Below are 12,883 nucleotides of genomic sequence, written 5' to 3' on the forward strand. Positions count from 1 at the left end.
CTCAGTCGAGGTTGCGAGGTCATCGTCGGAGATGTTCTGCGTTGGCCGAGTGGGGGTGGCGGGCTGGGCGGCCGACGGCTGCTCTGGTGAGTGAGTGTGATGGGGACGGGGGCGGTGAGGTGGTCGGTGCGGGCAGGCCGGAGAAGGCCTTCCGGAGCGGAAAGGATTCCGACATCGGGCCAGGGATGGACGGCGGGTGTGGTCGGTCGAAGATGGCTTCGGCGGTCGCGATTTCTTCGGTGAGGCGTTGGATGGCGTGGTGGCCCGTGGCGAGGGACTTGGTGGCAGCAAGGTCTCGGGGGTCGGCTTCGTAGCGAGCGAGCGAGTTGAAGGAATCCCGCAGAGTGGTCTCGAGGCGGAGGCGGACGGCTGGTTCGCGGTCGGGTGGGACGAGGTCGGGGAGACGACTCGAGCGGTAGGCGGAGTCGACGATCAAGGGCCATTGGCCCTCGGCCGTCTGGCGGTTGAGCGCCGAGAGGGTCGTGCCTCGGGGGAGACCCGCCCGCCTGTCCAGGTCGGTGGCGAGCAGCCGGACGGCCGGGACGAACGCCTGGTACGACGGGGTGCTGCGGACCTCGGCAATCCCCGGCGCCACCTTGTCGATGCCGAGGCGCTGCAGGTAGTCGTCCAGTTGATCGTGTGCCCACGCCTCGGCGACTCCTTCCTCCAGAGCGCGAGCGCCCGGCAAGCGGAACGCGACCCTCGCCGCCTCCTGGGTAGCGCCGGCCGGACCGAGGAAGTGGGATTGCTCGTGCAGCACTGTCACCAGGGCCTCGCGGCAGCGGACCAGGTCCTCCTCCGACCGGCTGAGAGCTGGCTCCGCATACAGCGAGCGCAATGGATCGAGGATGCACTCACGATCCAGATGAAGCGTCCCGTCCCAATGAGCGAGGCCGAGGATCCCTTCGCCCGCCTCGACGACATGACCGTTCCACGCGGTCTGGTCCGCACCGCTGAGGTCGACGGCCGCCTGGGCATGGACGGCGAGCAACGAAGGGAGCGAGTCGGGCGGCCCGGCCGATCGACCGACGTACCGCGGTGAGTTGAGGAGATGTAGTGCGGCGGTGACTTCGTCGGTGGCGGTCATCCGCGCAGCGCCGTGGCGAGGCGGACCAGCGAGTCGGCGGAGCGACGCAGGTCATGTCGCTCCGCGGGCTCGTCGGTGCCGGCGGCACGGCGGCGCAACTCGGCGATCAGCCAGTCTGCCCGCGCTCGCCGCTCAGCAGTCCTCGAAGTCTCAGCGGCCTGAGCGGTTTCAAAGCTCTCGTGCTCCATCGTTGTCCTCCCGGGATTGGCTACTCGCCGGAGAACATATGGAGACCGACCACCGATTCAGCTGCGGATTTCGCGGCTGTGGACAACGTTCAGAAGAGCGTCGGCGGCGCAACCGGCAACGGCTCCGGCAGCGGCGAGAGCTCAGGCACGACAGCAGCGACGTCGGAGTAGAAGCGACGAGCCAGCGTCAGCGCGTCGACATTGTCCGGCGTGTGCAGAAAGACGGTGGGCGACCGGCCTTCGGCCAGCCAGTCCACGACCGCCTTCACGAGATAGTCCCAACCGGCCACAGTCAGCTGAGGATCGTCCCGCCCGATGTAGCGCACGATGGGCGTCGCGGTGAGCGCCCGCGTGCGACGCAGTACGCGAGGCTTCTTCATCCAGGCGTCGCGTTCCGCATAGCTGCTCGCCGGCGTGCGGAACAGGGTGACCGTGTCGAAGGGGATCCACTCGGCGCCGACCCGGCCCAGAACATGTTCGAGTTGCCGAGCAGAGCGCTCGTCGTCGAAGAACGAAGGATGGCGGACTTCGACCGCGTAGCGATACCCACGAGGCAACCGGTAGAGGAAGGTCGCGATAACGCCGAGGTCGGCCGGCGCGAAGGAGGCCGGCAGCTGGATCCAGAAAGCGTGGTTGCGCGGCCCGAGCGGTTCCATCGCGGTGAAGAACGGCCGCAGGTCCACCCCACGCAGCCGCTGCTCGTGCGTGGCGGTCTTCGGCAGCTTCACCACGAAGCGGAAGTCCTCGGCGGTCTGCGCTGCCCAGCTCTCGACTGTGGCGACGGCCGGTGTCGCATAGAAGGTCGTGTTGCCCTCCACCGCGTTACACCAACTGGCATAGGCGCGGAGGCGCTCGGAAGGCGGCAGCGGATGCGGAATCAGCCGGCCCTGCCAGGGCGCGTACGTCCACATCGCGCACCCCACATGCAACCGCATGAGGACGACGCTACCGAAAAGCCCCGACAAGTCAGGGCCCCGCGACAGTCGATGCCGCGGGGCCCCGGAGCTACTCCGCGCTCGAAGAACGGAGTAACCGGCGTACTAGCGCTCGACCTCGCCCTTGATGAACTTCTCGACCAGGTCGCGGCAGACGTCGTCGGCGTACTGCTCCGGCGGCGACTTCATGAAGTACGAGGAGGCGGACAGGATCGGGCCACCGATGCCGCGGTCCTTGGCGATCTTCACCGCGCGGATGGCGTCGATGATGATGCCGGCCGAGTTCGGCGAGTCCCAGACCTCGAGCTTGTACTCCAGCGACAGCGGGACGTCACCGAAGTTGCGGCCCTCGAGCCGGATGAAGGCCCACTTGCGGTCGTCCAGCCAGGCCACGTAGTCCGACGGGCCGATGTGCACGTTGCGCGGGTCGATCTTGTCGACCAGTTGCGAGGTGACGGACTGGGTCTTGCTGATCTTCTTGGACTCCAGCCGGTCGCGCTCCAGCATGTTCTTGAAGTCCATGTTGCCGCCGACGTTCAGCTGGTAGGTCCGGTCGACGGTGACGCCGCGGTCCTCGAACAGCTTGGCCAGCACCCGGTGGGTGATGGTGGCGCCGATCTGCGACTTGATGTCGTCGCCGACGATCGGCACGCCCGCCTCGGTGAACTTGTCGGCCCACTCCTTGGTGCCGGCGATGAACACCGGCAGCGCGTTGACGAAGGCAACCTTCGCGTCGATCGCGCACTGGGCGTAGAACTTGGCAGCCTGCTCCGACCCGACCGGCAGGTAGCAGACCAGCACGTCGACCTTGGCGTCGCGAAGAGCCTGGACGACATCGACCGGCGCCGCGTCGGACTCGGTGATCGTCTCGCGGTAGTACTTGCCGAGGCCGTCCAGCGTGTGGCCGCGCTGCACGGTGACACCGCTCGGCGGCACGTCGCAGATCTTGATCGTGTTGTTCTCGCTGGCGCCGATCGCGTCGGCGAGGTCGAGGCCGACCTTCTTGCCGTCCACGTCGAACGCGGCGACGAACTCGACGTCGCGGACGTGGTAGTCGCCGAACTGGACGTGCATCAGACCGGGAACACGCTCTTCGGGCTTCGCGTCACGGTAGTAGTGCACGCCCTGGACGAGCGAGCTGGCGCAGTTGCCGACACCGACGATCGCTACGCGGATCGAAGTCATCTGGAACTCCTTAATTGGGGGGTGAAACAGGCGGGGAATGCTCTTCGGGGGGCCGCTGCTGGCGCCGCTCGCCGTCGATCAGCTCGTTCAGCCAGCGGACCTCGCGCTCGGCGGACTCCAGGCCGTGCCGTTGCAGCTCGAGGGTGTAGGCGTCGACCCGCTCCGCGGTCCGGCTCATCGCGGCCCGGAAATTGGCCAGCCGTTCCTCCATCCGGGTCCGGCGGCCCTCCAGGATGCGCAACCTGGTGGCCGGATCGGTCCGGCCGAAGAACGAGAACCGGACGCCGAACGTGTCGTCCTCCCACGCCGACGGACCGGCATCGTGCATCGCGTGCGCGAAGTGGTCCTTGCCGTCGGCCGTGATCGTGTAGACGATCTTCTGCCTCCGCCCGTCCGGCGTCCCGGCGTCGGCGGAGATCAGTCCGTTGCGGAGCATCGCCTTCAGACACGGGTAGAGCGATCCGAAAGACAGCACGCGTCCCCAGCCGAACTGGGCGTTGACGCGCTTGCGGAGCTCGTAGCCGTGCATCGGCGCTTCGTGCAGCAGACCGAGTACGGCGAGCTCCAGGACACCACTGCGGTTTCCCATGACCCACCTCCCTCGATCCAGTTTGTCATGACCTGATGTATCGACTCGATACATCGTGGCGCCACTGTAAGCAGGGATCGCTCGCCCATCAACTCCTGACAAAGTCGGCCTTTGTCACCCGGGCCGCGCCGTCGAGGCAGAAAACCTGTTACGTCAGGCTCCGATCTGCGTTAATTCGACTGACACACAGAGTCGTGGTCCAGGAGCGGAGGGTCATGGCCGACAGCCATGGGAAGCACGCGAAGCACGGCGTGGCCGACGAGGGCCCGCTGGCCCGTACGGCGTTGCGCTTCACCTCGTTCACCGAGAAGTGGCTGCCGGACGCCTTCGGGTTCGTCCTGGTCGGCACGTTCGTCGTCCTGCTGTTCGGCCTCGTCACCGGCGAACCGCTGCTGAAACGCCCCGACGACCCGGCCGCGACCAAGGGCTACGGCCTGATCGACGGGTGGGGCCTGGGGTTCTGGAGCCTGATCACCTTCACCCTCCAGATGGCGATGATCATCATCGGCGGGTACGCCGTGGCGACCAGCGGTCCGGTCGCCCGGCTGATCACCCGCCTCGCGCGCATCCCCCAGTCGCCCCGGACGGCCGTGGCGTTCGTGGCCGGCGTCGCGATGCTGGCGTCGTACCTGAACTGGGCCTTCAGTCTGATCTTCGCGGCGATCCTGGCGCGAGAGGTCGCCCGGAACGTGCCGAAGGCGGACTACCGCGCTCTCGGCGCGATGGCGTTTCTCGGCCTGGGCACCGTCTGGGCGCAGGGACTGTCGGGGTCGGCCGCGCTCCAGGTCGCCAGTGCGAGCAGCAGCCCGGCCCCGGTCCAGGAAGTCATCAAGGCGAGTGGACACGCCAGCGGCCTGATCCCGCTCAGCGACACGATCTTCACCTGGCAGGCGATCGTCGCGACGCTGATCGTGTACGCCGTCGGGGTGGCGATGGCGTGGTTCATCGCACCCGGCGAGGGCAACGCCAGGACGGCCCAGGAGATCGGCATCGAACTCAAGCCGCTGATCGGGCGAGGTTCGCAGTACAACGGGAAGCAGGGGGTCGACGGCGAGGCCAGGAGGCCGGGCGACTGGCTGGAGCACTCGCCGCTGTTCAGCCTGCTGGTGGTCGCACTCGGCGCGGTCTATCTGGTCCGGTACTTCGACGGCAAGAGCTTCTTCAACGCACTCGACCTGAACACGGTGAACCTGATCCTGTTCCTGCTCGCGATGCTGTTGCACTGGCGCCCGTGGCGGATGGCCCGGGCAGTTCGCGACGGCGCTCCCGCGGCGGCCGGCGTACTGCTGCAGTTCCCCTTGTACGGCGGGATCTTCGGCATGATCGCCTATACGGGAGTGTCCGCGCGGCTGGCCGGATGGTTGGTGCAGGCAAGCAACCAGTTCCTCTTCCCGCCGCTGGTCGCGATCTACTCGTGCATCCTCGGCGTGTTCGTGCCCAGTGGCGGCAGCAAGTGGGTGATCGAGGCGCCGTACGTGCTGCAGGCGGCCAACGAGCTCAACGTGGACGCGGGCTGGATGGTGGTGGTGTACGACCTCGGTGAGGCCAGCGCCAACCTGCTGCAACCGTTCTGGATGCTGCCGACGCTGGCCATCCTCGGGCTCAAGGCCCGCGACATCATGGGCTACACCTTCACCATGTTCCTGGCCTGCTTCCCCGCTGCCTTGATCGCCGTGACCCTACTGGCGCCACACGTCACCGGGTGACGCGGAAGTAGTCGAAGGTCGCGGTGGCCTTGCCGTACGCCGCTTCCGCCTCCGGTGTCGAGCCCTGGGAGACCAGGCCGATCCGTGGCGTCGTACCGGCCGGCAGGGTCCACGCTGCACCCCAGACCCAGTGCTTGCCGTCAGTGCTCGATGCTGCGCGGTATCGGTGTTCCCCGGTGCCAGGGACCAGGTCGTGAGCCAGCCGGAGCCAGGTGGTCGCGGCAGGCGGCCCGATCATCGCGCCGCCGAAGCTGACGATCGGTGGCGCCGCCGGAGGGGTGAACCGCATCCGCTTGGCGAACTCCACGAACCGTCCGGTGCCACCGGCAACATGATCGAGCCGCATCCAGTCCTGGTCGTCAACGTAGACGAGCAGCCCGGCCTGCTGGTAGTTGCGGACCGTGTCGCTGCCGACGTCCAGGCTCAGCTTCGTCTCCACCACGAACTCGCCCTGAGGCTGGTCGCGCAGCAGCAGGGAAGCCTTGGCCGCAGTGGCGTCGCTGGACAGGTCAGCGGTCTCTGTAGGCCAGGTCAGAGCACCACGGGCGACGCGAGCGTCCGGACTCACGTTCCGCCAGGTCCACCCGCTGCCCAGCCCATGACTGAAGTCGTCGCTGTAGCGAAGGTCGACCTTCCCCACGTACGGCGTGGGCGTCGCGTGGCGCACGGGCTGGTAGAGCGCCGCGGCGGAGAAGTTGTCCACGGCCCCGATAGGACCAGCCGAGCCTCGGCTCATCCCAGCGGGCAGCTCGAGACTCACCACAGCCAGCGGATCACCGAGCCGGTCCTCGCTCGCCTCGGCGATCACGTGGTTGCCCCGTGCCTCCACAGCCACATTGCCCGGCTCGTACGCCAGTGCAGCCTCCCGACGGCTGATCACTCGCCCGTGACGAACCGTCTCCACCACGAGCCGCCGCGCACTGACCGTTGCCCTCACCAACGAGCCGTCGGCACTGCGTCGGGCATAGACGCCACCACCGCCACGGAGGTCAGCCTCAACCCGTACGTCGGCCGGCAGCGGCCCGGCGAGCACAGTGGTGACCGGTGCTGAGCTACTGGTCTCGCTAGGCCCGGTACCGGCGTTGACGGTCGGCCAGCCGTCGATCCAGTCGAGTCGGTCGAGCAGCATCGGGCGCAGCAGCCAGCCGTTGGAGCCGGTGACGAACGGATCGGTCCGGTCGACCGCGTGGTACGCGAACCACTGCTGCCCGGCGAGGTCGGTGACGATCGACGAGTGGCCGGTGCCGACCCACTTGTTGCCGTTCGACGCGACCACCGGCGTACCGCCTGTCCGGGACGCCAGCAGGCTCGCGCCCTCGCGGTCGACGAACGGGCCGAGGGGACTCTTGGAGCGCCCGGCGAACACCGCGTAGCCAGTAGCGGGACCTGCGCAGCAGTTCGAGGAGGAGCCGAACAAGTAGTAGTAGCCGCCGTGCTTCACGACGTACGGGCCCTCGAAGCGGTCTCTCGCGACGTCAGTCACCGGACCAACCGTCTTGAGCCCATCGGGAGTGAGCCGGACGGCGTGAATGCCGCCGTTGTAGCTACCCCAGTACAAGTAGCGCGTGCCGTCGGTGTCGGTGAACTCGGCCGGGTCGATCGTCCATTGGAAGCCGCCGTCGGCAGCGGGGCGTGGCGCGACCACCGGAGCACCCGAGTCCGTCCACGGCCCGGCCGGCGTCGGAGCGGTCGCGGCGCCGATCGCGTAGTCCCAGTTGTCCGGCGTGGTGGTCGTGTTGTGGACCGTGAAGTACAGCACATACCGGCCGCCGAGGTAACGGATGTCAGGCGCCCAGAAGCCGCTGGTCGGATCCGCCCAGGTCGGCCGGTTGCCGGCGTCGAAGACTGACCCGACCTTCTCCCAGTGGGTCAGGTCCCGCGAGCGGGCGATCTTGTACGAGTCGCCGTCGGAACCGTCCTTCGCATACGGGCCGCCGGTCGAGTACGCGTACCACCAGCCGTCCCGGCCCTTGATCATCGAAGGATCGGGGAAGTCCGCCGAAAACCCTGCTGTCACCGGGTTCGAGTAGCCCGCGCCCGTACTCCGAGCGCCCGCGGCCGGCGGGCTCAGCAGGGTCAGGGTCGAGACCAGGGCCAACCCGACGGCGGGCAACCGGCGTACGAGAGATCGCATCAGAGGTCCTCCTCGGTGCGGCACGGGCGGAACGGCATCAGGGAAACCGATTTCTCGCACCGTGGGAAGAGCTGACCGGAAGAGCTGCAGACCACTTGCCGCTCCTCCGAAGGGATGACGCCGAGTGGTCGCCAGGGACGCTACGATGCCTGGCGGAATAGGGAGCGCTACCACATCGCCCGTACTCTGGGTGGCAATGACTTCAGCGAGATCGTCGAGGATTGCACTGTGAGTGAAGGTCGTAGGAAAGCCGCCCCGGTCCGACGGCGAGGGAAGCGGCACTGGGCGCTGCGGGTTCTCGGCTGGCTGGCGGCGCTGTTCTTCCTCGGCGTGATCGCGGTGACTGCGGTGTTCTTCATCGGCTACCAGACCACCGACATCCCGGACCCGAACAAGGCGTTCGCGACCAACACCACGACGGTCTACTTCTCCGACAACAAGACGCCGATCGGCAGCTTCTTCGACCAGAACCGCCGCTCGGTGCCGCTCAGCCAGATCCCGAAGACCGTCCAGGACGCCGTGATCGCGGCCGAGGACCGGACCTTCTGGACCAACCCCGGCATCTCGCCGTCCGGCATGGCCCGCGCGGCCTTCAACATCGCCCGCGGCCAGCAGTTGCAGGGTGGCTCGACGATCACCCAGCAGTACGTGAAGATCATGTACCTGACCCAGGACCGGACCTTCTCCCGGAAATTCTCCGAGCTCTTCATCGCCACCAAGCTGAGCCGGCAGAAGGACAAGAAGGAGATCCTCGAGGGCTACCTGAACACGATCTACTTCGGCGAGGGCGCGTACGGCGTCGCGGCGGCGGGCGACGCCTACTTCAGCAAGGCGAACCCGGCACAGCTGAGCATCGGCGAGGCGGCGCTGCTGGCGACCGTGCTGAACAACCCCACCCGGTTCGACACCGATTCGACCGAGCCGGTGGTGAAGCAGCGCGTCCTGGACCGCTATCGCTATGTGCTCGACGGCATGAAGCAGACCGGCACGATCACGGAAGCCGACTACGCCAAGTGGAGCAAGGCCGTCCCGCCGATCCACAAGAAGAAGAAGGCCAACCGCTTCAAGGGTGTCCAGGGCTTCCTGCTCGACATGGCCCGCAAGGAGCTGTCCAGGCTCGGCGTCCCCGACGACCAGATCAGCGGCGGTGGGTTGCGGATCACCACCACGTTCGACAAGAACCTGCAGCAGAAGATGAACGCCTCCATCGCGGAACGGCCCAAGAACAAGGGCGACCTGCACATCGGGATGGCCTCGGTCCGCCCCGGTACCGGCGAGCTGGTCGCGATGTACGGCGGCAGTGACTACCTGGCCAGCCAGTTGAACTGGGCAACATTGCGAGCCCGTCCAGGCTCGTCCTTCAAACCGTTCGCGGTCGCGGCGGCGCTGGACAGCGGCGACTTCAACATCTACTCCACCTTCCAAGGTGACAGCCCGATCGAGGTCCAAGGGCTGAAGCTCAAGAACGAGTTCAACGACGACTACGGCGACGTCACGCTGAAACAGGCCACCGAGCAGTCGATCAACACGGCCTTCTACGACCTGATCGACAAACAGCTGGACAACGGACCCAGCAAGCTGGTCGACATGGCCGAGAAGGTGGGCATCCCGAAGACCACCGCCCTGGAGCGGGGGCGGAACAACCCGTCGACCGTCCTCGGGCCGGACCCGTATGCCAGCCCGGTCGAGATGGCGAACGCGTACGCGACCTTCGCGGCCGAGGGCATGTACGTGCCGGTGCACACCATCAAGAAGGTGGACTACCCGGGCAACGCCAAGGACTGGACCGACGCCCAGTTGCCCCACAAGCAGGTGATCAGCAAGGAGCTCGCCGACCAGGTCAACTACGTCCTCCAGGATGTGGTCGAAGGCCCGAAGGGCACCGGCAAGCTGGCCAAGGATCTGGACCGTCCCGTCGCCGGCAAGACCGGTACGGCGGGTGGCGTCGCTGTCGAGCACCGCGCCGCCAACGCGAAGTGCGACGGCTGTAAGGACGGCTCGGACACGTTGACATCCTGGTGGACCGGTTACACCGCGGGCTACAACTCGCCGACCGATTCCAAGGGACTGGCGACCTCGGTGCTGTACCGCGCCGGCAAGACCGGTGAGAGCGACCTCGACCCGTTCAGCGACGACGCCGCCTTCTTCGGTGGCAACTGGCCGCTGCGGACGTGGCTGGCCTACATGGAGCCGGCGCTGGGCGACACGGACAAGGCGGAGTTCCCCGAGCCGTCGGACGACGCGCTCAAGGACTCGCCGACACCGACGTACACGCCGTCGAACACGCCGAGTAACACTCCGTCGAACACGCCCTCGAACACACCGACCAACACGCCGACGAACACGCCCACGAACACACCGACCAACACGCCGACGAACAAGCCGACCAAGACGCACACTCCGAAGTGGCCGACCATCCCCACGGGTGGTCCGCCGACTCCCGGCAACGGAGACGGCAACCAGTAGTGGCCGGTGTTTGAGCGGGTGGCAGAGGAACGGCCTCGCCGGGCCAGGAGGGCTCGCGAGGCCGTCGGACTCGTGCGGCTGCTGGACCTGAGCGCTCGCGAGACCCTCGGCTGGTGGCTGGTCACCCGGATCGGGATCTTCGTCCTCTCGATCTCGGCGCCGCTGCTGTTCAACCGGGGCACCGACTACCCGAATGTCTGGCACGCCTTCCTGCAGTGGGACGTCTGGCACTTCAAGGCGGTCGCGGAGTTCGGCTACAACCACGGCGAACCGTCCGGCGCACCGCTGGCCGCGTTCTTCCCCGGCTTCCCGGCGCTGATGCGGGCCGCGAGCTGGCTGGGAATCGGGTACGTCGGTGGCGGCATCCTCGTCTCGGCGATCGCCAGCGCGGTCGCCGGTGTGTACCTGGCCCGCCTGGCGCAGTACGAGTACCCGCAGCTGGCCAACCTCGGGCCGAAGGCGGCACTGATCTGGTTCACCGCGCCGGTCGGGATCTTCCTCGCCGCGCCCTACACCGAGGCGCTGTTCTGCGCCTTCGCCTTTCCCGGCTGGCTGGCCGCGCGGCAGGGTCGCTGGGCGCGGGCGGCGATCTTCGTCGCCCTCGCGTCGACCGTGCGGGTCTCCGGGATCTTCCTGATCTTCGCGCTCGGTGTCGAGTTCCTCACCTCCAAGAAGCGCGACTGGTCGTCGCTGCCGTGGCTGCTGCTGCCAGTGGTTCCGGTGGTCGCGTTCATGGCGTACCTGAAGAAGATCCACGGGTCCTGGTTCGCCTGGCAGCAGGCGCAGGAGAAGGGCTGGGCGCGCGAGTTCACCTGGCCGTGGACCTCGCTGGTGCACACGGTCGAGGCGGCGACCAAGGGGCACTTTCCGGCCGATCGCAGCGACTGGACCTGGATGTTCCGCGCCGAGCTGGTCGCGTTGTTCGTTGGACTGGTTCTGCTGGCCTGGTTGTTGTGGCGGCGGTCCTGGGGCGAGGCGGCCTGGGTCGCTGCGACGATCGGCGCGTTCACCACGTCGTTCTGGGTCTACTCGCTGACCCGCGCGACGCTGCTGTGGTGGCCGCTGTGGATCGGCCTTGCCGTCCTGGTCGAGAAACGCCCCTGGCTCGGCCGCCTCTACCTGGCGATAGCGATTCCCCTGGCCGCGGTCTGGGCCGCCGCCTTCTTCACCGGTCGCTGGACCGGCTGAGATAGCGAAGGTGCTGCGGCGCGGTTTCGCCGTACGGCGTGGCGATGGTGACCGTGAGTTCGTGGCTGCCGGGGGTCAGGTCGAGCGGGTACTCCTCGACGGGTTTGCCGTTGATCCGGATCGCAGTGCCGTACGGGTGGGCATGGCTGAACAGGACCGTGGGTGCAGTGACAGTGCCCCCGAGGCCGGTCGTGACGGCGGAGAGCCGGGGATACGCGAGGTCGCCGTCGTGCACGAGCCGCGGCGTACGGATGCTGCGCATGCCCTGGAAGATCGGTGCGAACGGACCCTCCGCCCACGTGTAGCCCGTCGTCGTCACCGACGCGAAATAGCTGAACCACACCGCAGCCTGCTCGGCGCTCAGCGACTCCACCCCGCGCGCTCCAACGAACGCAGGCGGCTCGGTCAGCCGCTGCAGTTCCCGTACGCCGAGCGGCCGGCCGGCCTCGTCGATCCAGTACGACCCGTTCTGGCCGTCGAGCAGCACCCAGCGATCCAGATCGTCGATCCACGCCTCACTGACGACGTGGCCCCGGCCGACCCCGACGTGGTGGTTGGCCTGCCGCAGATCGACTCGCCTGGCCGGGATGCGTACGGCGTTCAGCGCCTGACTCAGCACGATCGAGTACTCGACGCAGGCGAACCGGGCACCGCCATCCACCCGCTCGAGAACGTTCAGCGCGTCCGGGTCCTCGACATGGTCGTTCGCGTGCGGCCACTGGTCGTGGACCCACTCCAGCAGCCCGGTCGCGGTGTCCCAGGCGGAGTCCGCGGAATCGGGTAGCCGGTCGAGCAAGGCGCTCTCCCGCTCCGGGGCGATCGCGTAGAGATCCAGCGCACCGACCGGGCCGGCGTCCGGCCACTCGGTCAGCTCGAGCGTCGGCAGCGGGACGTTCACCCGCATCCGCCGCTGCAGCAGCGGCCAGCCGGTGTCCGTACCGAAGTACTTCTCCAGTTCGCCCTCGAACATCTCGGGCTGGCTGAAGCCGAGCGTGACGGCCTCCTCCAGCAGCGCCGACGCCTGCGGTGACCCGAGCCGGCGCGCGGCGATCGCCGCCCCGGGCGCCCAGAGATGAGCCCACCACTGCTCATCGGCGCGCAAGTCGCCGACCAGGTCCAGCAGCGGCTGGTCGTTCTCGTCCCGCAGGTACCGCTCGGCCTGCAGGCGCAGCTCGGCCAGTTCGCGGGGCGGCAGGTCGTCGACTCGTTCGCTCACCGGGCCATCATCGCCTGCCCGCGGGCTGCTCACGAGGCCTCGCTGCGTCCACGATGTGGACAGATTTGGGCCGAGGCAACCTATCCGGGGGCCCGGTCGTCAGTACGGTGTGAAGGGGTGGCAGGCCGGGCGGGGTCGCCACCCCTCCATTTCTTTCTGAACGGGACAGACGTCCGGCGGAACCTCTCA

At 67.7% G+C, this 12,883-nt stretch carries 10 protein-coding genes; 3 read left to right on the forward strand and 7 right to left on the reverse strand.

Going from position 1 to position 12,883, the window contains the following annotated elements:
* Nucleotides 1–19: 19 nt before the first annotated feature.
* The 5 genes from EV138_RS17255 to EV138_RS17275 form a co-directional block, all read right to left on the reverse strand.
* Nucleotides 20–1,087 carry a hypothetical protein gene (locus EV138_RS17255; RefSeq protein WP_133979928.1) on the reverse strand — a complete coding sequence of 356 codons (1,068 nt, stop codon included), beginning with the start codon at nucleotides 1,085–1,087 and terminating at the stop codon, nucleotides 20–22.
* A complete protein-coding gene (locus EV138_RS17260) occupies nucleotides 1,084–1,275 on the reverse strand; it encodes a hypothetical protein (protein ID WP_133979929.1) in 192 nt (63 codons plus the stop codon). The genes EV138_RS17255 and EV138_RS17260 overlap by 4 nt, the downstream gene beginning before the upstream one ends.
* 89 nt (nucleotides 1,276–1,364) lie before the next feature.
* Entirely contained in the window at nucleotides 1,365–2,210 is an 846-nt protein-coding gene (locus EV138_RS17265; protein WP_133979930.1) for a DUF72 domain-containing protein, read from the reverse strand.
* Between the two features lie 105 nt (nucleotides 2,211–2,315).
* Nucleotides 2,316–3,395, reverse strand: coding sequence for an inositol-3-phosphate synthase (locus EV138_RS17270; protein ID WP_112245125.1), 1,080 nt, complete (start codon nucleotides 3,393–3,395; stop codon nucleotides 2,316–2,318).
* Nucleotides 3,396–3,405: 10 nt separating this feature from the next.
* A complete protein-coding gene (locus tag EV138_RS17275) occupies nucleotides 3,406–3,984 on the reverse strand; it encodes a PadR family transcriptional regulator (protein WP_112245127.1) in 579 nt (192 codons plus the stop codon).
* A 215-nt stretch (nucleotides 3,985–4,199) separates the two neighbouring features.
* Here EV138_RS17275 and EV138_RS17280 point away from each other — a divergent pair, with 215 nt between their 5' ends.
* A complete protein-coding gene (locus EV138_RS17280; protein ID WP_133979931.1) occupies nucleotides 4,200–5,690 on the forward strand; it encodes a short-chain fatty acid transporter in 1,491 nt (496 codons plus the stop codon).
* Here EV138_RS17280 and EV138_RS17285 read toward each other — a convergent pair.
* A complete protein-coding gene (locus EV138_RS17285) occupies nucleotides 5,680–7,824 on the reverse strand; it encodes a glycoside hydrolase family 43 protein (RefSeq protein ID WP_133979932.1) in 2,145 nt (714 codons plus the stop codon). The two genes, EV138_RS17280 and EV138_RS17285, sit on opposite strands and share 11 nt — an antisense overlap.
* 228 nt (nucleotides 7,825–8,052) lie before the next feature.
* Between EV138_RS17285 and EV138_RS17290 the strand changes: the two genes are divergently transcribed.
* Nucleotides 8,053–10,290 carry a transglycosylase domain-containing protein gene (locus EV138_RS17290; RefSeq protein ID WP_133979933.1) on the forward strand — a complete coding sequence of 746 codons (2,238 nt, stop codon included), beginning with the start codon at nucleotides 8,053–8,055 and terminating at the stop codon, nucleotides 10,288–10,290.
* A gap of 18 nt (nucleotides 10,291–10,308) precedes the next feature.
* Nucleotides 10,309–11,478, forward strand: a complete 1,170-nt coding sequence (locus EV138_RS17295; protein ID WP_238158189.1) for a mannosyltransferase family protein — start codon at nucleotides 10,309–10,311, stop codon at nucleotides 11,476–11,478.
* Here EV138_RS17295 and EV138_RS17300 read toward each other — a convergent pair.
* Nucleotides 11,456–12,694 carry a transglutaminase-like domain-containing protein gene (locus tag EV138_RS17300; RefSeq protein ID WP_133979934.1) on the reverse strand — a complete coding sequence of 413 codons (1,239 nt, stop codon included), beginning with the start codon at nucleotides 12,692–12,694 and terminating at the stop codon, nucleotides 11,456–11,458. The two genes, EV138_RS17295 and EV138_RS17300, sit on opposite strands and share 23 nt — an antisense overlap.
* Between the last annotated feature and the right edge of the window lie 189 nt (nucleotides 12,695–12,883).

This window comes from Kribbella voronezhensis (assembly GCF_004365175.1).
Classification (GTDB): domain Bacteria; phylum Actinomycetota; class Actinomycetes; order Propionibacteriales; family Kribbellaceae; genus Kribbella; species Kribbella voronezhensis.